Consider the following 20671-nt stretch of genomic DNA (forward strand, 5'->3'; position numbering starts at 1 on the left):
TGTGATATGAAAACAAATATTAGAAATAAGAGTAAAACAAAAACCATCGTTGTAAAACTAGGCACCAGCGTATTAACTAGCGGCACGGCAAAATTAGACCGTGCGCATATGGTTGAGATAGCTCGTCAATGTGCAGTTTTACACAATCAAGGACATCGTATTGTCGTTGTAACATCTGGCGCGGTAACAGCTGGTAAAGAGCATCTCAATATGCCCGATATCACACTCACTGTTGCTAATAAACAGATGTTAGCCGCTGTTGGCCAAGGTCAACTCGTGCGCGAATGGGAAAATCTATTTAAGATATACGGATTACATGTAGGGCAGATGCTGCTTACTCGTGCCGATCTCGATGATCAACTTCGTTTTATTAATGCACGTGATACATTAAGCATGTTGTTACATCATCGTATTATCCCGTTAATTAATGAGAATGACGCGGTAGCAACGCGTGAAATTAAAGTCGGTGATAACGATAACTTATCGGCTTTAGTTGGATTGTTAGCAGATGCTGACCAATTGTTATTATTAACCGACCAAGTTGGTTTATTTACCGCAGATCCTCGTAGCAATCCCGATGCTAAATTAATTCCTGAAATTTCTGAAATTACAGAGGATATTCATGCTCTCGCTGGCGACAGTGTTGGCGGATTAGGCACCGGTGGTATGGCAACAAAAATTGAATCTGCTGTTGTTGCACATCGTGCGGGTATTGAAGTTGTTATTGCCTCTGGGCATAAAAAGAATGTGATATTAGATGCGGCTAAAAACAAACCCGTCGGTACACGTTTCTCTTCAGAATATAATCGCTTAGAAATGCGTAAAAACTGGATCTTTGCTGGTTCTAAAGTCGTGGGTAAAATCATTATTGATGCCGGTGCTGAAGAAGCTTTGATTAGCAGTGGCGCGAGCTTGTTACCAACGGGTGTTATTAACACACGAGGTAATTTCTTACGTGGTTATGTTGTGTCTGTTTGTAACAAAGCAGGTGATGAATTAGCACGTGGTATTGTTCGTTATAAGAGTGTTGATATTAAAAGAATTAAAGGATTACACTCAGAGCAAATTGAAGAGCTGTTAGGTTTTGAACACGGTACTGTAGTTATTCATCGTGATGATTTGGTCTTGTTATAAAGTAATGCTATAAAGTGATTACTTTACTTTGGCCTATGGCTAAGTTGAACGCAATTAGAAATAGAGGGAAATAATGAGTTTATTAGAGATTGGAAAATTAGCGCAACAAGCAAGTTATGAATTAGCGATTGCAGACAGTACGACAAAAAATAATGCGCTTGAAAACATCGCATTAGCACTAGAAGCTAATGAAGCGGTGATTGTTGAAGCGAATAAAAAAGATATCGAAGCGGGCAAACAAGCTGGCTTAACCGATGCGTTATTAGATCGCCTTTTATTAGATGAAACTCGCCTTGCTGGCATCATCGGTGATTTACGCAGCGTGATTAATTTAAGCGACCCGGTGGGTGAAGAGTTTGATAGCAAGCTGTTAGAAAATGGCTTAAAGCTAAGTAAACGTCGCGTACCCGTGGGTGTTATTGGCGTGATTTATGAAGCGCGTCCAAACGTAACGATTGATATTGCAGCACTTTGTTTAAAAACAGGTAATGCGAGCATCTTACGTGGTGGTAAAGAGACAATTAACTCTAATCTAGTGTTAGTGAAGGTTATTCAAGATGCGCTTGTTGCTTCTGGTTTGCCGAAAACCGCTGTGCAATACATTGAGAATACAGATCGCGCACTCGTTGGCGAACTGCTTAAAATGGACCAATACGTGGATATGATTATTCCACGCGGTAATTCAGGTCTACAACAGTTCTGTAAAGAGAACAGCACAATCCCTGTGATTATCGGTGGCATCGGTATTTGTCATTTATACGCTGAAAAATCAGTGGATATGGATAAAGCCTTAGCGATTATCGAAAACGCAAAAGTACAACGTCCTTCGGTTTGTAATGCGTTAGACACATTATTAGTTGAAGAAAGCATTGCTGCTGAGTTTTTACCCAAGTTGGCTGCTCTATTATTACCACAAGGTGTTACCTTAGTGGCTGAGCCAAAAGCGAAAGCGATTTTAGGTGAAAATGCGGTTGTTGCACAGGAAGGTGACTTCTCTCGTGAATGGCTATCACTACACTTAGGTGTAAAAGTGGTTGCTACATTAAGCGATGCTTTAGTACATATACGTGAACATAGTTCGCAACATTCTGATGGCATTTTAACCAATGACTTCACTGTTGCTAACCAGTTTGTTAACGCAGTTAATTCTGCTGCTGTTTATGTAAATGCAAGCACACGTTTTACTGATGGTAGTCAGTTTGGTTTAGGCGCTGAAGTGGCTGTTTCAACACAGAAACTACACGCTCGTGGTCCAATGGGATTACAAGAATTAACCACTTACAAGTGGATTGGTATTGGTGAGTACTTAGTAAGAAACTAATTTTTTACTACTCTATGTAACACTTATCATTAATACCCTAGGTCCATCGCAATTGCATGGGCCTTTTTTTTACCTTTATTTTCATCGTACAGCCGGAGTTATTATGCAAAGCACAGATCCATTAGCGTCATTATTAAATATCATGCACAGTCTACGAGACCCTGAAACGGGCTGTCCATGGGATAAAAAACAAACCTTTGCTTCCGTTGTGCCACATACCATTGAAGAAGTTTATGAGTTGGCGGATGCTATCGAGCTAAACGACTTTTCTGATTTAAAAGGTGAGTTAGGTGATTTGCTGTTTCAAGTGGTGTTTTATGCACAAATCGCGAAAGAACAGGGGCTGTTTGAATTTTCCGATATATTAGAAACACTTAATGAAAAGTTAATACGTCGTCATCCGCACGTGTTTGCACAAACAGCGTTTACTGATGAGCAAGCGGTGCATGCTAATTGGGAAAAAGAGAAACAAAAAGAACGTCTTAAAAAATCTACCTCTATGAATCAACAAGAAAGTGTTTTAGATAATATCCCATTGGCCTTACCTGCCTTAAATCGTGCCTATAAGATTCAAAAGCGATGTGCCAACGTAGGTTTTGATTGGGCTGAACTTGAGCCGGTTGTGGCTAAAATTCATGAAGAGATTGATGAAGTATTAGTAGAAGTAAAACGTACTGATTTAACTGATGAGCAAAGAAAAATTCGCATTGAAGATGAACTCGGCGACCTACTTTTTGCTAATGTAAATTTAGTCAGGCATTTGAGTGCAGATCCTGAAACTGTCTTACGCCAAGCGAACAAAAAGTTTGAAAAGCGTTTTCGCTTAGTTGAGCAAACCGTGATTAAACAAGGTAAGCAGATGCAGGATTGCTCTTTAGAGGAATTAGAAGCGATTTGGGTTGAAGTCAAAAAGCTAGATTAACAATGTGTTCTGACATTGCGTCTTTAAATCATAAATGATGTAATGAAGCACTATATTACAAACCATTTACGCATCTTTGGTGAATTCAAAAGCAGTCATTTATGAAACTAATTGTTGGACAAAATATCTCAATTGAGCAACCCAGTACGATCGATATTGATTTTGCTTGGCGTAGTTTAGAAAGTAACTTGAACTTAACGGTGCATGCTTTTGCGTTTACTAATGGCAAAATAGCTGACCTTGGGCAAGTGAACCCTAATAAGATAAAGCTACCAGATGGGGTGCTTCGTGATAGCTCTGATCGTCATTTTGAGGTGTTATTTCCAGCATTAGCGGCGGATGTTGATCGCATCGCTTTTTATGGTCTATTACCCGAAAAGAGTGACTTTTCGTTACAGGCAATGAGCCACTTTCAAATTCGCATTAATCATCAGCAAGGCGATAGAATCGCAGTCATTGATGTTGATGCTTTTTCTAAAAAGCACAAAAGCGCTTTGTTCTTTGAGCTGTATAAGCATAACAATAGCTGGAAATTAGCGTATAAATTACAGCCATTAAATACCCATCGAGTACAAACATTAGAGCAGCTGGGTTTACAGGTTGTTAAAAAAAACATTAAGAAAGTAACACCGGCTGCAGCGCAATCTAAGCCTAAGCCACAACAACAAAACCAACAGCAAAGCCCGCTATTAGCGAGTGAACCTGCGTTGACTGAGGCTGAAATACTTGCCGGTATTAATCTAAAAAAGGGACAAAACATATCCCTCACAAAGCATTTTAAATATTGTGCTTCAATCACTTGTAAATTAAATGTTGTACCCAAAATAGAAGATTTAGACCTTAATGTAATCGCGTTAAATAGTAATAACACCTTACATAACGTGAAAGATTTTTTATACCGTGAAAATACCTTGTTACGCGGCGATGGTGTTAAGTTGCATAAAGATCATGTGCTTATTAATCTTGCTGACATACCAGCCGATGTGAACAAAATTCAATTGTTAATCACGCGCCGTTCGGGTGGCAAACGTATTAGTAGTGCTGATTTTATTGAACTGGATTTAACCGGTACCCATACCGAGCAAAAAATAGCGAAGTATGTATCAGAAACCTCCGATAAAAATTACAACACTATGGTGCTGTTAGATATTTATCGCCAAGCAGAGGGCTGGTCTATTCGCGCTGTGGGGCAAGGTTTCTCTGGAGGTTTAGACAAAATTGGTGAGCGTTATAAATTCTCTCCACCTAAATTACGCGCCATTGCACAAGCACCTGTTAATGAAAACGAAGCGCTGAACGCTGTCGCCATTGATAATAGTGAAGATCATGCCAAGCACAAAAAACAACAGACCCTTTCTTATTATTTGATGGGCGCAGCTGGTGTTGTTTCACTGTTTGCCTTAAGTCGTTTACTGTTATTACCTTTGGCTGCTATTTTAGCGGGCTTAGGTTGGTTTATGTATCAGCGCTCCTCTAAAGCTCTGAGCTCTGTGCATGAAGAGCAACTAGAGCGTTTAGTATTAAATATCATTAAAGCGAATAATTACCAAATAACCGCTTTTGAAATAGCGGCGAATCATCCGGTGAATATTGAACAGTCAACCAAAGTGCTCGATAAGTTATGTGATAAAGGATTAGGCTCAACGGCCTTTAATGAAGAGGGGTCTGTTTATTACGATTTCTCTCGTCTGAAAAGTACGGCTGACAAAAATCATTGGTAGTGATAGCAATTCCACTAACTAATCAATCTCACGGGTTAAAAGAAGCTATTTCCGCGTTGTAAGTTTTGTAAGGGGGGTAACCATTTACTTATCCAGATTGCTATGACGACATAAAAATAAATACAACCCCTTTTGACATTAAATGTCTTGGTGGTATGATGCGCCATTATATATTGCCTTTGAATACTTCAAGGGCATTTTTTTATTTTTAATCAGTTAAGGAAAACCATGGAACTTTTTGATGCAACTTGGCCTTTCGCGCTAATTTTAGTCGCTTGTTACATACTAAAATATTCATGTGATACTTTTGAGCAATCTGCCGCTTACCTTGGGCGTAATATGCCAGCCGGTGTAAAAGGCGCCACAGTAAACGCAGTGGGTTCAAGTATGCCTGAAATGTGTGTGGTTATTTCTTGTCTGTTTTTCTTTGATGATCCTGCGATGGTAATGGTGGGTTTAGGTGTTACTGCGGGCTCTGCTATTTTTAATGGCTGTGTAATCCCGGCTTTATCTATCCTGCTCGCAAAAGATGAACAAGGTAATAAAGTAAAATCTATTCAATTGGATAAAAAATCACTGTTACGCGATCTGTTTTGGGTAATTACTGCTGAAATTGCATTGGTTGCTTTCTTAGGCTTTGATGCATTTACCGTGATGATGGCTGTTGCCTTAAACGCAGTCTATGTCGGTTACGCTGTTCATTTATACATTGATAGTCGTGGGCATGAAGCAGATGAAGATGCTTATGAATATGAAGACATTGAATGTAGAGGCCTTATTGGTAACATCTTTACTTTTAATTTTAATAGCTTATTTTTTGGCAATAAAGACTTCAGCTTAACTCGTGCGATTGTAGTGTTAGGTTTGGCTATTCTGATTATTTCTGCTGCATCACACCTATTAGTTGAAGGTGTTGTTGGCGCTGCTGATGTGATGGGAGTTCCTGCGTTCTTTTCTGGATTAATACTTGGTTCGGCTGCATCGTCTATTCCTGATTTAATTTTATCAGTAAAAGATGCACGTAAAGGTAACTATGAAGATGCGGTAGCAAATCCATTAGCATCAAATACATTTGATACAACCATCGCATTCGCTTTACCATTATTAGTTTGGTTTGGTTTGAACGGTGTTGATTCATTAGCGATTGAACAAAGTGAAGGTTTGACTTTATTACGTTGGTCAATTATTGGTGTGACGGTTGCTGTTGGTGCAAGTTTATTATTTAAGCATACTAACGTCACTAAAAACGTCGCATTTTTGCTTTTATCCATCTTTGTTGTATGGGCAGGAACAATGACCTATTTAATAGGCTAAACATAAACTTGCTAACATTAATCATTTTAGTGTTAGCAAGTTTCTCCCTTATTTACCTTTAACATCCCCTTATTATTGACTCTCTAAATCTCCATTATTGATTTTCTGGGAAGTCATATCTTGTAAAAAAGTTGTTTCCTTTAAAATTAATTCGCTAGATTTATTTTGCAATAACGCTACATGCGTTATGGTGCTATCTATTCTCCTTTATTCATCATTAAACGGTATTCTCTATGACCGAAAAAACATACAAAATCACCACCGGTGACTTAACCGTGAAAGTAACCAAAGGCGCTGATCGTTTAGCTGACTTTATTGACGTTGCACAACGTAAAAATCCGAAAAGACCTTTCTTATTTGTGAGTAAAGTCTTGGGTCGACATATTCCCGTTAAACCATCGGTGATGGCGCAAACTTACGATGAATTAGCGGAGGGTATTATGGCTAATTTAAGCGGGCCAATCGCGGTGGTTGGTATGGCTGAAACGGCCGTTGGTTTAGGCGCAGGTGTACATCAGGCGTTATTAGCGCGTGGCTGTGAAAGTGTGTATTTATCAAGTACTCGCCACCCGATGGACAGTCCTGTTTTTTGTGAATTCAAAGAAGAACATAGCCATGCTATGTCGCATTATTTACATGAACCCGTGGATGAAAAAGCGAAACAAAACTTCATTCATGCAAGCACATTAGTATTAGTTGATGATGAAGCGACGACGGGTAATACCTTTGCAAACCTTGCAAAGGCATTAGCCGAAGCCGGTTTACAAGACTTAAGCTCATTAGTCGCGGTGACCTTAGTTGATTGGTCACAGGGCGCGTTGTTAGAAAAATTAAAAACCAATGAAGTCACCAAGCAATGGCAAGTACATTCTCATGCCTTGATTGAAGGTAGCTGGGATTGGCAAGCAGCAGGCGGCATTGCGCCATTAGCTTTGCCAAGTGATGTGCAAGCGACACAAAAAACAGCGCCTATATTATTTAGCGAAAAAAGTTGTCGTGCCGGCCTGATTGAAAGTACGCCATTTAAAACCTGCCCAACGATAAAAGCCGGAGAAAAGGTCTTAGTGCTAGGCAGTGGCGAGTTTGTTTGGCAACCTTATCTGTTAGCAAAACAATTAGAAGATGCAGGTCATGACGTGTATTTCAGCGCCACAAGTCGTTCGCCAGTGACTGACGGCTATGCGATGAAACATAGTCTCGCTTTTCATGATAATTACGGTGAAAACTTTGCGATGTACGCCTATAACATTGATGCACAGATTTACGATCGTATTCTTATCTGTTCTGAAACGTCAGCGCAAGCATGGGACAAAACCTTATTATCGACACTAAGCCAAGCTGAGGTAGTGGAATATGACGTATAAGAAAGCCATTATCCTTAGCGATCTTGATGACACTTTTTTTCAAACTAAACGAAAAATGTTAGAAGCGGATATCACGCCTCATAAAATGGCCGCATTAGACAGAGAAGCAAAACCGCGTAGCTTTATGTCTGAGCCTCAAACTAATTTAGTCGATTGGTTATTAGCAACAAGTGAAGTGATTCCGGTTACCGCAAGAGGCAGTGATGAATTTGCACGCATTGATATTAAATTTTCATCTTACAAAATAGCGTGTCACGGTGCGGTTATTCTAAACCCTGATGATACTCCTAACGCTGGCTGGCAAAAAATAGTTGAGCAATATATTACGCGCTTAACACCGAAAATATTGGCGCTAAAAAGTAAAGTTGAACAGTTGATTGATGATTCAGAATCACTTTGTAATAAGAAGATAGATGCGTGGGCACGTATTAACGAAGAAAATGGTTTGCCGATATATTTAGTGTGTAAAGTCCGCGATTCTCTGCAAGAGGCTGATTTAGCGGTATTAGCTGAGATGGTTGAAAAAGAGTTTGATCTTAGTGACTTTTACATTCATCGTAATCGTAATAACTTGGCTTTTTTACCAAAACTAATTGCCAAAGAAAACGCCACTAAATACCTGTTAGAGCATTTAGTTGAGACCGAAGGGCGTCCTATTTTGTCTTTTGGTGATAGTTTTAGCGATTTACCTTTTATGGCATTAGGTGACTTTATTTGTGTGCCTCGTCATAGCCAAGTTGCTGAGAACAAGAATCTTATTGTGGAGGGCAATCATGTCGATTAAACCATTTTCAGGCAGTTATCCTGATCCGGATGTTACTTTTTTATTAACGCCATTAGACATGGAAATGACCGATGTAAAAACCAAAGAAGCGTTAATCCAAAGTGGTAAAAAGCATTACTCAGAAATGCTCTCTTTGGAAAACCCCCCTTCTCAATTACATTTAGATATTTTCGAGCAAGCTCTAGTGCTTGGCGGAAAACGCATGGCGAAAGAAACATTAGTGCTGGCCCAAGCATTGGCTGATTCAATCGACAGTCGCCCGTTAGTATTAGTCTCACTCGTACGTGCTGGTGTGCCGATGGCCGTCTGCTTGATGCGCGCGTTACGCCTATTAGATATTGAAGCCGTGCATTACGGCATTTCAATCATTCGTGATCGCGGTATCGATACCGTTGCCCTGGATAAAATAGAAAAAAAACATGGCACAGAGGGCATCTGCTTTATTGATGGCTGGACAGGTAAAGGCGCGATTGCAGGTGAATTAAGCAAAGCGTTGATTAATAGACCCGGTTATCCTGAAAAACCACGTTTAGTGGTGTTAGCCGATCCCGGTGGTTGTAGTTGGCTTGCTGCCAGTGGTGACGATTGGTTGATTCCTTTTGGTGTGATGGGCGCGCCCATTTCTGGTTTAGTCAGCCGCTCTGTGTGGCATGCCACTGATTTACATGGCTGTGTGGTTTACGATAATTTACGTGAATATGATTGCTCTAGTCGTTTTGTTGATCAGATAGAAGCACACATGAAAGTACAGCTAACAAAAACAGCTGAGTCAAAAGAGATACCAACAAAGACACCGATTTTAGACGAGCAGATAAAGGCTCGATTACAAACACAGTGTCACGAAGTGATAGAAACACTTGCTCAGCAATATCAAATAAGCTCAATTAATCGTATTAAACCGGGTATTGCAGAAGCAACACGTGCGGTAATGCGCCGCGTGCCTGAACATGTTTTAGTGCGTGATAAAAGCGATGCCGATGTACAGTTATTATTGTACTTAGCGGAAAAAGTCGGTGCGCCTGTTACTGAGGTGGGCGAGCTGACTGGGAATTATCGCGCTATTACTATTATCAAACAGGTCGTGTGATGAACAATATAAATCCCTATGCGCTGGGTGCAACACTTTACGTACCTGCAGTTAAAGATGACCTATTGAATATTGTCACTGGGCGAAAATATCCTTTATTACGCTCTGTGGTTATTTGCCTTGAAGATGCCATAAGTGACAATGAGGTTGAGCAAGGTTTAGCTAATTTACAACAGCTATTACTGGCCTTGCCAACTTGTCTTACTGGTCAACGTCCGCTGTTGTTTGTTCGCCCACGTAATGTTGAGATGGCCATTCAAATTATTGCTAGCATGCCATTATCGCAACTTTGTGGTTTTGTCTTACCCAAGTTTGATATTGATTCGTTAAATGCATGGAATGAGGCGTGTCGAGGAACAGATTTATTATGGATGCCAACGCTTGAGACAGCGCAAGCACATGATGCGATTGCGATGCGTGAGCTGGCTATTGAGCTCGACAAACACGATTTACAACAACGTATTATCGCGTTAAGAATCGGTGGTAATGATTTATTGAGTTGTTTAGGTGTGAGGCGTATGGCGCAGCAAACCTTATATGAAGGGCCCCTCGCTTATACAATCTCAATGCTAGTATCGACTTTTTCTCCTCGTCAATATGCACTCAGCGCGCCGGTATTTGAACGCTTAGATGATTTCCCGACCTTGCAACGCGAATTACAGCAAGATTTAGCCTTTGGTTTAGTGGGCAAAACGGCGATTCACCCTTCACAGTTATTACCCATCCAAAATGCTTTTCGAGTGCCTCTCTCGGATTATCAAGCTGCGATGCAAATATTAAACAGCGAGAAAGCGGTTTATAAGTGGGATAACGTTATGGCAGAGCCGGCAACGCACAAAAACTGGGCGGGGAAAATATTATTACGCGCAGAAGAGTATGGTGTGTTAGATCTACAATCTTGCCGGACAGAGCTAAACGCTTAAAGTTCAATCAAGTTAATGCCTGGTTGAGCAATTAGAAAGCGTATTTTTTACTCCTAAGTGGGTATTTATAGCGATCTGTTTTATTTTTTGTTTTGTGTGCTAAAGCACTATTTAAACAAGGTTCTATCTGATAAATTGACATAGTAAGTCATGCTGTAGAAACAATATTGTAAGTCATCACATTGTTATTCAGCATCAAACCCCAATAACTATAATAAGGAACGATTAATGAGTATTTCTTTAGAGAAAGGCCAACGCATCAGTTTAGAAAAAAACGGCAACAAACTTGATTCTGTTTGTGTCGGTGTTAACTGGGGAGCTATTGAGAAAAAAGGTTTTTTTGGCACTAAAAAAGTAGCTGTCGATTTAGATGCAAGTATCAGCCTACATGGTGTTGATAAACAACCTATGGATGTTGTGTTTTACGGACAGCTAAGCAGTAAAGACGGTTCTATCAAGCACAGCGGTGATGATTTAACCGGCGATTTAGACGGTGATGATGGCTTAGATAACGAAATCATTACGATTAACTTAAGAAAAGTGCCTGCATCAGTTGAAAAGTTAGCGATTGTTTTAAATAGCTTCCAAGGCCAAGATTTTTCACAGATTCCATTTGCTAGTGTACGTCTATACGAAGGTACACCGACACGTGTTGATTCTGTTATGGCAAGTTACAACATTGCAAGAGAAGACAAGTTCAAAGGGTCTGTATCGATGATTCTTGGCATCTTGTACCGCAATAAAGATGATTGGAAATTTAAAGCGGTTGGTGAACCAACAAAAGACCGTAAATTACAAGATACGATTAAAACAGTATCAGATAGCTTCCTAAATTAAATTGAGCAATATGCTCTAAACGTTTATGACTATGTGATTAATACGCCTGAGGAAATGCCTGTGAGTAAGCTTGTTATTGGAGAGAACATTGTTATTTCTAGTCTTGCTGCTTACCGTTTGCAGTTATCCTTAGGTGAGTGGGACTGGGGTTGCCTTCTTTTTAACAAAGGGGCTGCGCCAATTCACTTTAAAGAAGCGCCTGGACTGGTTATTAATGATAAGGCGTTATTAATACACGGTGCTGATATCGAAGATGACTTTGAAAAGTTGCTTGTGTATATCAATATTGACAATAAAAAACCAAATCAAACAATCAATGCGCAATTAACTGAATTGTTGTCGGGTTCGATTACCGCCAGTATGCAATTTTCGAACGATGAGTTGCCACAAAGCGCATTCGTGTTGCTTGAACTATATCGACATAAAGAACAGTTAAAATTACGTTGTATTGGTCAAGGTTTCGCACAAGGTATCAGCAAGTTATTTGCTAGCTATGGTGTGACTGAGGCAAGTGTTCACAAAGAAGCTATGTCGTCTACCTCCGCTAAGTCAGTAACCGTTAGTAATACTCAACTTGATGACATATTGGTTAATATGCATTGGGATACCAAGCAATCAAGCGTCCATCATGGTGCTAATTTGTTTGTTGGTGAAAATTTTAAACCTATGACTGATTTACGTGTCGGATGTTTATACGAACTGCATAACGGTCAGCGAGGTCTTGTACAAACGATTGGTGAAGATCTATTAGGATCTTTTCATGGTGTGCCTTATGTTGAAGCGTTACGTTCAGAAAATAGTCATGTAGAACAATTAGCCATCAATGCAAAGTATCAACACAAATTACATCGATATTTGATTTACGCATTGATGGCAGAAGGGCATAATAATTGGTCGGCATTAAATGTCGAGATTGAGTTTCAATTAGCTCAATCACAAAAGAGGTGCTTTTCACCCGATACGTTAATGATGAAACCAATTTATGCGGTTGCCATGCTTGAATTTGAGCAAGGCGAAATAACAATAACAGCACTTAACGAATACTTTGAGAACCTACCTGAGCTAGACCAAGCTTATGGTTGGGGATTAGCGTGGCGTTATCAAAATCAATCAGAGAATGAGGAACAAGAATGAGTTTTTCTAATTTTTTATCAAGCGTTAAACAAAAGACAAGTGAATTAAAAGGCGAAGTATTGAAGTTCAAAAATAAGAACTTCTTAAACGCAGCCACAGCAGGATCTGCACTTATCGCAATGGCAGACGGTTCATTAGATTCAGAAGAAAAGAAAAAGATGGTGCGTTTTATTGAAAGCAATGATGCGTTATCTGTTTTCAAAACAAGTGAAGTGATTGGTAGCTTTAAAGATTATGTCGATAACTTTGAATTTGACCAAGATATTGGCGAATCAAAATGTTACGAAGCACTAAGTCGTTTAAAAGGTAATGAAGTTGAGTGTCGTACGGTGATGCGTTTGATTATATCAATTGCAGCTGCTGACGGTGACTTCGATGATTCAGAAAAAGCCGTTGCGCGTAAAATCGCTATTGAGCTCGGTTTACCTGCTTCAGATTTCGAACTTTAACACTTATTCGGCCAATCATATTTTGAATATGTAGGGTCGATAATTAATAAATATTTAACAGAAGGAAAATTTCAATGGCTATCAGCTTAGCAAAAGGCGGACGCGTTAATTTAGAGAAAGAAGCGCCGGGTTTAAAAACATTAAAAGTAGGCTTAGGTTGGGATGTGCGCATTACTGACGGCATTGATTTTGATTTAGATGCTAGCCTATTCATGTTAAATGCTGCTGGTAAAGCAGAAAATGAAGCGTCATTTATCTTTTACAATAACAAGAAATCAGCCTGTGGTTCAGTTGAGCATTTAGGTGATAACTTAACGGGTGAAGGCGAGGGTGATGACGAGTCTATTCTAATCAACCTTGAATTAATCCCTGCTGGCATCGAAAAATTAGTAGTTGCAGTGACAATCCATGATGCTGACGGTCGCCGTCAAAACTATGGACAAGTTGATAATGCGTTTATTCGTATTGTGAACGATGCAAATTCAGAAGAAGTGGTACGTTACGACTTAACAGAAGATCACTCAACGGAAACATCACTTATCTTTGCTGAGTTATACAAAAAAGACGGTGAATGGCGTTTTGTTGCTAAAGGCGATGGTTTTGCTGGTGGTCTAAGCAAGTTACTAGAAGTGTACGGGTTAGCTTAATTTAAATAATTTAAACTAAATAACTTGAACTAAATAACTCAAACTCAAATTAAATAATTTAAACTAAATACTATTGGAGATACAAAATGGCAGTTTCTTTACAAAAAGGTGGCAATGTTTCTTTAGAGAAAGTTGCACCGGGTATGACTCGTTGTATTGCTGGCTTAGGCTGGGATACACGCGTAACAGATGGCGTAGACTTTGATTTAGACGCTTCTGTTTTTATGATTGGTGAAGATGGTAAAATTCGCAGCGATGCTGACTTTATTTTCTATAATCAACTTGTTTCAGGCTGTGGTTCTGTTGAACATACGGGTGATAACTTAACAGGTGAAGGCGACGGCGATGATGAAGCTGTTAAAGTTGACTTAACTAAGATTCCTGCTGATGTTGCTAAGCTAGTATTGGGTGTAACCATTCATGATGCTGATGCAAGAAAACAAAATTTTGGCCAAGTATCTAATGCCTTTATCCGTGTTGTAAACGAAAGCAATAGCGAAGAAGTGGTTCGTTATGACCTTTCTGAAGATTACTCAACGGAAACTGCGTTAGTATTTGGCGAATTCTACCGTCACAATAACAGCTGGAAATTTAAGGCTATTGGTCAAGGTTTCGCTGGCGGTTTACGCCCAATGGCATTGCAATACGGTGTTAATGTAGGTTAATAAAACCTGCAAAAGTAAAAGCCAATAAAACGCATCATTTGATGCGTTTTTTTATGCCTGTCATTTAAGTATTTACTGAGGTAAATAGATTTATTTTTGCGATGCAGTTAAAAGAATCAAAAGTGAACCGCTAAGTTATTTATCTTTTTTTTATAATGTAAATATACTTGATGTTCCTCACTTGTTTGTACAGTGATACTTTTAACTAGCTTAGGAAGAGTCATGAATATAATACGCTCCTTTATTATTGCTGGATTAACCTCAGTCGTGTTGCCGGGTTTAGCTGCAACAGAGGCGAAACCAGCAACAAAATATACCATCGAATCTAACCAAAAAGTTTTACAATCGTTGCCTTTTACTGATAAACAAGATTTTGAAGATGCAACACGTGGGTTAATCACTAAACCCGATGTACTGACTATTACCGATAAAGACGGTAAAGCAGTTTGGGATTTAGAGGCCTATAAAAAATTCATTGCAATTGATAAACAATCCCCCGATACGGTCAACCCTAGTCTGTGGCGTAATTCGCAACTGACCATTCAATATGGTTTGTTTGAAGTCACTGAAAATATATTCCAAGTACGTGGTTACGACCTTTCTAATATCACTTTTGTAAAAAGTAAAACGGGGTGGATCGTGTTTGATCCTTTGATCTCTCCAGAAACTGCAAAAGCCGCGTTAGACTTAATTAATAAAGAACTGGGCGAGCGACCTGTTGTTGCGATTATCTACAGCCATAGCCACATAGATCATTATGGTGGTGCAACGGGCATTGTGACGCAAGAGGATGTGGACGCGGGTAAAGTGCATATTATTGCACCAGAGCATTTTGCTGAACATGCGGTTTCTGAAAACGTAATTGCCGGTAACGCAATGGGACGACGTGCCATTTATATGTACGGCGCACTATTACCTCGTAATGCCAAAGGCGGTATTAATGGTGGGCTTGGTATGACCACATCAACCGGTGTCGCTGGATTGATATTACCGACACGTGAAATTAGCCGTAGCGATGAAAAGCTAAAAGTTGATGGCGTGGAAATGATTTTTCAAATGACACCGGGCACTGAAGCACCTGCTGAAATGAATACTTGGTTCCCACAGTGGAATGCCTTATGGATGGCAGAAAATACCACTAATACTATGCATAACATTTTAACGTTACGTGGAGCGCAAGTGCGTGATGCCTTGAAGTGGGCTTATTACCTGAATGAAACCATTGAAAAGTGGGGCGCTAAAGTTGAAGTTAAGTTTCAAAGTCATCATTGGCCAGTGTGGGGTAATGACAACATCATTCCTTATTTTGAAAAACAGCGTGATATTTACAAATTTACTCATGATCAGTCGGTTCGATTAATGAATCAAGGTTATAGCGGTGAAGAGATTTCTGAAATGATCACTTTACCTGAATCTTTAGAGAACAACTGGGCAACAAGGGGCTATTACGGCACATTACGCCATAACAGCCGTGCAGTTTATCAGCGTTACATGGGCTGGTATAACGGTAACCCATCAGATTTAAACAACTTACCCGATGAAATGGTGGCTGTGAAATACATGGAGTTCATGGGCGGTGAAAAAGAGGTATTGAAAAAATCACAGGTTTCCTTTGATAAAGGTGAGTATCGTTGGGTTGCAGAAGTAATGAAACATGCGGTTTTTGCTAACCCCGAGAGCACTGATGCAAAAGAGTTATTAGCGGATGCTTATGAGCAATTAGGTTACCAATCTGAATCTGGCCCATGGCGCTCTGTATACTTGCAAGGTGCTTATGAGTTACGTAATGGTGTTCCTGCTGCTGGTGGCACTCAAACGGCAACAGAAGACACTATTCGCGCAATGAAGGCGGGTATGTTGTTTGACTATTTATCAGTACGTTTGAATGTTGATAAAGCGGCCGGTAAAGATTTTAAAATCAATGTTAACTTTACCGATACTAAGAGCAACTATACGCTGAGTGTCAAAAACTCAGTGTTAAACCACACCACTAAACAAGCAAAGAAAGCTGACGTGACTATCTCATTAAGCATGGATACTATGCATGAGATTCAATTAAAAGAGACTGACTTTGACCGCGCTATTAGTGATGGAAAAGTTAAACTAAGCGGAGATAAAGCTATTTTAGATGATTTCCTCGCGATGTTGGATGACTATAACTTCTGGTTTAATATTGTGACGCCATAATGCCTGTGCGTTTAATTGTACTGTCTTAAAAGTGAACGAATGCTGATCTGTAAAGGATCAGCATATTTTTTTCTTAATGTGTATAAAAGATTGTCCAAAATGAGAGGTTTTGCTATACTGCCTCCCCATCTAAATGTTCTAATTTCTTCTAATTTAAAAACCGCTATTAAAGTCATCACTTATGTAATGTAAGCTGGTGTTTTTTGTGTTTTTGATAAATAGAAAATTAATTAGCGCCACTTCTATCTATTACATTTCAGGGTTATTATGACGACAAAATATATTTTCGTAACGGGTGGTGTTGTTTCATCACTTGGTAAAGGTATTGCAGCCGGTTCACTTGCTGCTATTCTAGAAGCACGTGGCCTTGATGTTACTATTCTAAAACTTGACCCGTATATTAACGTTGACCCTGGCACAATGAGTCCAACACAACACGGTGAAGTATTTGTGACCGATGATGGCGCAGAAACCGATCTTGATTTAGGCCATTACGAACGTTTCATTCGTACCCGTATGACTAAACGTAATAACTTCACAACGGGTCGTGTTTACTCGGAAGTATTAGCAAAAGAACGTCGCGGTGATTACCTAGGCGCAACGATTCAGGTGATCCCACATATCACTAATGAAATTCAAGAACGTGTTGTTGCTGGTGGTGAAGGCCATGATGTTGCCATTGTTGAGTTAGGTGGCACGGTAGGTGATATCGAATCACAACCTTTCCTTGAAGCAATTCGTCAACTTGCGTTAAAAGTAGGCCGTGAAAATGCAATGTTTATGCATTTAACATTACTGCCTTACTTAAAAACAGCGGGTGAAGTTAAAACTAAACCAACACAGCATTCTGTAAAAGAGCTGCGTAGTTTAGGTATTCAGCCTGATATTCTTATCTGTCGTAGTGAAGTGAGCTTCCCGGCTAACGAACGTGCAAAAATTGCTCTTTTCTGTAATGTACAAGATAAAGCTGTAATTTCACTACGTGATGTAGACTCTATCTATAAAATTCCTGCGTTGTTAAAAGCACAAGGCTTAGATGAAATCTGTGTTCAACGTTTTGGTCTAGAGTGTCCTGAAGCTGATTTAAGCGAGTGGGAAAAAGTTGTTTCTGAAGAAGCAAATACGTCAAGTGAAGTCGTTATCGGTATGGTTGGTAAATATATCGAACTTCCTGATGCTTACAAATCAGTGAATGAAGCATTAAAACATGGCGGTCTTAAGAACGCTGCAAAAGTGAAAATCAAATATATTGATTCTCAAGATGTTGAAGTTAAAGGTGATGATGCCCTTAAAGATCTTGATGCAATCTTAGTACCTGGTGGCTTCGGTTCTCGTGGTGTTGAAGGTAAAATTCTAGCTGCTAAATATGCACGTGAAAATAACGTTCCTTACTTAGGTATCTGTCTAGGGATGCAAGTTGCATTAATCGAATATGCACGTAATGTTGCTGGTTTGAAAAACGCACACTCAACAGAATTTGATCCACAAACTGAACAACCTGTTGTTGGTTTAATCACTGAATGGATTGATAAATCTGGTGAAGTTGAGCAACGTACAGAAAGCTCTGACTTAGGCGGTACCATGCGTGTAGGCGCTCAGAAGTGTCATCTAAAAGCAGGTTCTAAAGTGTTTGAGATGTATGGCAGCAAAGAGATCTTTGAACGCCATCGTCATCGCTACGAAGTTAACAATAACTTGCTACCTATTATTGAAAAAGCGGGCTTGAAAATTACTGGTTTATCAGAAGATAAAAAACTAGTAGAAATTATTGAAAACCCGAATCATCCTTGGTTTGTTGCTGCTCAATTCCACCCGGAATTCACATCAACACCACGCGACGGTCATCCGTTATTTAAAGGTTTTATAAAATCTGCGGTAGATCATCAACAAGGTCGATTTAAATAGTTTTTGTTGACAGAACATCAATTTTTGTTAGAAACTTACGAAATAAGATGTTATTTAGTTACAGCCAGTACTTCACTAAAGTCTGCCTGTAACTACTAGAAAAATGTAAGATAAATATTTTTAAACTTAATTTTAAAATACTAAAGGAAACATTATGTCTAATATCGTAAAAGTACTTGGTCGTGAAATCATGGATTCACGTGGTAACCCAACTGTAGAAGCTGAAGTTCACTTAGCAGACGGTTCTATCGGTATGGCTGCTGCACCATCAGGTGCTTCTACTGGTTCACGTGAAGCTCTTGAGCTACGTGACGGTGATAAAGCGCGTTACTTAGGTAAAGGCGTACTTAAAGCAGTTGCTGCTGTTAATGGTCCAATTGCTGAAGCACTTGCTGGTAAAGACGCACTTGCACAAGCTGAACTTGATCAAATCATGATCGACCTAGACGGTACTGAAAACAAAGCACAATTTGGCGCAAACGCTATCTTAGCTGTTTCTCTTGCTGCTGCTAAAGCTGCGGCAATCTCTAAGAAAGTACCTCTTTACGCTCACATCGCTGACTTAAACGGTACTCCTGGTGTTTACTCTATGCCTCTTCCAATGATGAACATCATCAACGGCGGCGAGCACGCAGATAACTCTGTAGATATCCAAGAATTCATGATCCAACCTGTTGGCGCATCTACTTTCCGTGAAGGTCTACGTATGGGTGCTGAAGTATTCCATAGCCTTGCTAAAGTACTTAAAGCTGACGGTCACTCTACTTCAGTTGGTGATGAAGGTGGTTTCGCACCAAACCTTCCATCTAACGCTGCTGCACTTGCTGCAATTAAAGTTGCTGTTGCAAACGCGGGTTACGAGCTAGGTAAAGACATCACTTTAGCGATGGATTGTGCTGCTTCTGAGTTCTACAACAAAGAAACTGGTAACTACGAGCTTACTGGTGAAGGTAAAACTTTCACTGCTGAAGAGTTCAACTACTTCCTTGAAGGTCTAGTTAAAGATTACCCTATCGTTTCTATCGAAGATGGTCTTGACGAGTCCGATTGGGTTGGTTTCAAACACCAAACTGAACTTCTTGGTGATAAAATCCAATTAGTTGGTGACGATTTATTCGTAACTAACACTAAGATCCTTAAGCGTGGTATTGATGAAGGTATTACTAACTCTATCTTAATCAAATTCAACCAAATCGGTTCTTTAACTGAAACTCTTGCTGCAATCAAAATGGCTAAAGATGCTGGCTTCACTGCTGTTATCTCTCACCGTTCAGGTGAAACTGAAGATTCAACAATTGCTGATCTAGCTGTTGGTACTGCTGCAGGCCAAATCAAAACGGGTTCTTTAAGCCGTTCTGATCGTGTTGCTAAGTACAACCAACTTCTACGTATTGAAGAAGCTCTAGGTTCAAAAGCACCTTACAACGGTCTTGCTGAAGTTAAAGGTACTTTTAACTTCTAAATCAAACTAACTTATTAGTTTGATAAAAATCCTCACTGCGGTGGGGATTTTTTTTATCTGTTAAAAAGTTAAAGCAGAAGCAACAAGTTGCTTAGATCGCGTTGCGCCTCTTATTAACTACGGGCAACCAACTTCATCATATTGAAAAGCTCTAGGTTCAAAAGCACCTTACAACGGTCTGGCTGAAGTTAAAGGTACCGTGTTTATAGCAGAGAAGACTTCTAATTAAACGCCAGCCTAGCTGGTATTTAATAAATAGATTATAAATCCTCACTTCGGTGGGGATTTTTTTTGCCTATAAAACGCTAAAAAGTGAAAGTGCAAAAGCAACAAGTTGCTTAGATCGTGTTGCACCTCTTATTAACTACGGGCAACCAACTTCCACATATTGAAGCTCTAGGTTCAAAAGCACCTTAGAACGGTCTTGCTGAAGTTAAAGGTACCGTGTTGTAAATAGAGAATACTTCTAATTAAACGCCAGCCTAGCTGGTATTTAATAAATAGATTATAAATCCTCACTTCGGTGAGGATTTTTTTTACCCGCAGAAAAGTAGAAGACTCTAGACTCTAGCCTCTAGCCTCTAGCTTCTAGCCTCTAGCCACGAGTGGCCAACTGATTTTCGTAGCTCACAGCTCGTAGCTAATGGCTCTCAGCTTAATTAACCGCGATTCATCTCTATTAACTTCACTCTTAAAGAAGTTAAAGCTCAGTAATTAGTTGACGCTTATCAGGCAGTAGTTTAGTTTTATTGAGCTAACAGCTAACAGCTAACAGCTAACAGCTAACAGCTAACAGCTAACAGCTAACAGCTAAC

17 protein-coding genes are annotated in these 20671 nt (G+C 39.7%); all 17 read left to right on the forward strand.

Annotated features, from left to right (window positions below; genetic code table 11):
- Positions 1 to 6: 6 nt before the first annotated feature.
- The 17 genes from proB to eno all read left to right on the forward strand — a co-directional run bounded on the left by proB (position 7) and on the right by eno (position 19856).
- Positions 7 to 1134 carry a glutamate 5-kinase gene (gene proB / locus CXF74_RS06245; protein ID WP_101081554.1) on the forward strand — a complete coding sequence of 376 codons (1128 nt, stop codon included), beginning with the start codon at positions 7 to 9 and terminating at the stop codon, positions 1132 to 1134.
- Between the two features lie 73 nt (positions 1135 to 1207).
- Positions 1208 to 2455, forward strand: coding sequence for a glutamate-5-semialdehyde dehydrogenase (locus tag CXF74_RS06250; protein WP_101081555.1), 1248 nt, complete (start codon positions 1208 to 1210; stop codon positions 2453 to 2455).
- Positions 2456 to 2558: 103 nt separating this feature from the next.
- Positions 2559 to 3377, forward strand: a complete 819-nt coding sequence (gene mazG / locus CXF74_RS06255) for a nucleoside triphosphate pyrophosphohydrolase (RefSeq protein WP_101081556.1) — start codon at positions 2559 to 2561, stop codon at positions 3375 to 3377.
- 101 nt (positions 3378 to 3478) lie between these two features.
- Positions 3479 to 5098 carry a TerD family protein gene (locus CXF74_RS06260; protein ID WP_101081557.1) on the forward strand — a complete coding sequence of 540 codons (1620 nt, stop codon included), beginning with the start codon at positions 3479 to 3481 and terminating at the stop codon, positions 5096 to 5098.
- Between the two features lie 228 nt (positions 5099 to 5326).
- On the forward strand, positions 5327 to 6412 hold the full coding sequence (locus CXF74_RS06265) for a sodium:calcium antiporter (RefSeq protein WP_101081558.1): 1086 nt from the start codon (positions 5327 to 5329) through the stop codon (positions 6410 to 6412).
- 233 nt (positions 6413 to 6645) lie between these two features.
- Positions 6646 to 7776, forward strand: coding sequence for a phosphoribosyltransferase domain-containing protein (locus CXF74_RS06270; RefSeq protein WP_101081559.1), 1131 nt, complete (start codon positions 6646 to 6648; stop codon positions 7774 to 7776).
- Positions 7766 to 8560, forward strand: a complete 795-nt coding sequence (locus CXF74_RS06275; protein WP_101081560.1) for a hypothetical protein — start codon at positions 7766 to 7768, stop codon at positions 8558 to 8560. The genes CXF74_RS06270 and CXF74_RS06275 overlap by 11 nt, the downstream gene beginning before the upstream one ends.
- A complete protein-coding gene (locus tag CXF74_RS06280) occupies positions 8550 to 9647 on the forward strand; it encodes a cysteine protease StiP family protein (RefSeq protein WP_198552797.1) in 1098 nt (365 codons plus the stop codon). The genes CXF74_RS06275 and CXF74_RS06280 overlap by 11 nt, the downstream gene beginning before the upstream one ends.
- Entirely contained in the window at positions 9647 to 10570 is a 924-nt protein-coding gene (locus CXF74_RS06285) for an HpcH/HpaI aldolase/citrate lyase family protein (protein ID WP_101081561.1), read from the forward strand. Before CXF74_RS06280 ends, CXF74_RS06285 begins: the two co-directional genes overlap by 1 nt.
- Positions 10571 to 10798: 228 nt before the next feature.
- Complete coding sequence (locus CXF74_RS06290; protein ID WP_101081562.1) at positions 10799 to 11407, forward strand: TerD family protein; 609 nt, start codon at positions 10799 to 10801, stop codon at positions 11405 to 11407.
- Positions 11408 to 11467: 60 nt separating this feature from the next.
- A complete protein-coding gene (locus CXF74_RS06295; protein ID WP_157822339.1) occupies positions 11468 to 12541 on the forward strand; it encodes a TerD family protein in 1074 nt (357 codons plus the stop codon).
- Positions 12538 to 12990, forward strand: a complete 453-nt coding sequence (locus tag CXF74_RS06300) for a tellurite resistance TerB family protein (protein ID WP_101081564.1) — start codon at positions 12538 to 12540, stop codon at positions 12988 to 12990. Before CXF74_RS06295 ends, CXF74_RS06300 begins: the two co-directional genes overlap by 4 nt.
- A 74-nt stretch (positions 12991 to 13064) precedes the next feature.
- The gene (locus tag CXF74_RS06305) at positions 13065 to 13637 is read left to right on the forward strand and encodes a TerD family protein (RefSeq protein ID WP_101081565.1); all 573 of its coding nucleotides are present in this window, start codon (positions 13065 to 13067) and stop codon (positions 13635 to 13637) included.
- 86 nt (positions 13638 to 13723) lie between these two features.
- Positions 13724 to 14302: a TerD family protein gene (locus tag CXF74_RS06310; RefSeq protein ID WP_101081566.1), complete on the forward strand. Its 579-nt coding sequence runs from the start codon at positions 13724 to 13726 to the stop codon at positions 14300 to 14302.
- A 222-nt stretch (positions 14303 to 14524) separates the two neighbouring features.
- Positions 14525 to 16489, forward strand: coding sequence for an alkyl/aryl-sulfatase (locus tag CXF74_RS06315; RefSeq protein WP_101081567.1), 1965 nt, complete (start codon positions 14525 to 14527; stop codon positions 16487 to 16489).
- A 267-nt stretch (positions 16490 to 16756) separates the two neighbouring features.
- Positions 16757 to 18394, forward strand: coding sequence for a CTP synthase (locus tag CXF74_RS06320; protein ID WP_101081568.1), 1638 nt, complete (start codon positions 16757 to 16759; stop codon positions 18392 to 18394).
- Between the two features lie 154 nt (positions 18395 to 18548).
- The gene (gene eno / locus CXF74_RS06325; protein WP_101081569.1) at positions 18549 to 19856 is read left to right on the forward strand and encodes a phosphopyruvate hydratase; all 1308 of its coding nucleotides are present in this window, start codon (positions 18549 to 18551) and stop codon (positions 19854 to 19856) included.
- The last annotated feature ends 815 nt before the right edge of the window (positions 19857 to 20671 follow it).

Source organism: Psychromonas sp. Urea-02u-13, from assembly GCF_002835995.1.
Taxonomy (GTDB): domain Bacteria; phylum Pseudomonadota; class Gammaproteobacteria; order Enterobacterales; family Psychromonadaceae; genus Psychromonas.